General features: G+C 44.2%; 2 protein-coding genes. Both read left to right on the top strand.

Annotated elements, in window-relative coordinates; all coding sequences use genetic code 11:
- On the top strand, nt 1-228 hold a 228-nt coding region (locus R7Z47_RS26600; protein ID WP_318123545.1), incomplete at its 5' end, for an SEC-C metal-binding domain-containing protein.
- 75 nt (nt 229-303) lie between these two features.
- On the top strand, nt 304-534 hold a 231-nt coding region (locus tag R7Z47_RS26595), incomplete at its 3' end, for a (deoxy)nucleoside triphosphate pyrophosphohydrolase (RefSeq protein WP_318130991.1).

The following is a 534-nucleotide window of genomic DNA, read 5'->3' as shown; positions in this document are numbered from 1 at the left end:
CAAGAAGAAGTTGAGCGTATGGAAGAGCAACGTCGTGCACAAGCAGAAGAAGCTGCTCGTCGTGCGCAGGCTCAGCATGCAGCTGCGGAGAATCAGTTGGCTGATGGTGAAGAGTCTGAGGGCTCAAATCAACCTGTTGTTCGTGATGAGCGTAAAGTAGGTCGAAACGAACCTTGTCCATGTGGTAGTGGCAAGAAATACAAGCAGTGTCACGGTCAGATCAATTAATCTAACTTGATAACTTAATAAGAAAGAGTCGCTTAGGCGGCTCTTTTTGTATCGATAGATCCTAGGTAAATATCCATGAAAAGAATTCACATTGTTGCAGCGATCATTTTCAATCAAGATAAGTCGCAAATCTTTATTACTAAACGTCCTGATGATAAACACAAAGGTGGTTTTTGGGAGTTTCCGGGCGGTAAAGTCGAGCTAGGAGAAACAGTTGAACAAGCGATGGTTCGTGAGCTTGAAGAGGAAGTGGGGATTCGAGTGATTGAACAAGCACCGTTTGAACACCTTGAATACGATTACCCA

Source organism: Vibrio sp. 1641, from assembly GCF_033339995.1.
In the GTDB taxonomy this organism is placed as follows: domain Bacteria; phylum Pseudomonadota; class Gammaproteobacteria; order Enterobacterales; family Vibrionaceae; genus Vibrio; species Vibrio alginolyticus.
Note: the sequence above shows the minus strand (reverse complement) of the source record. Positions and strands in the feature narration are given on the sequence as shown.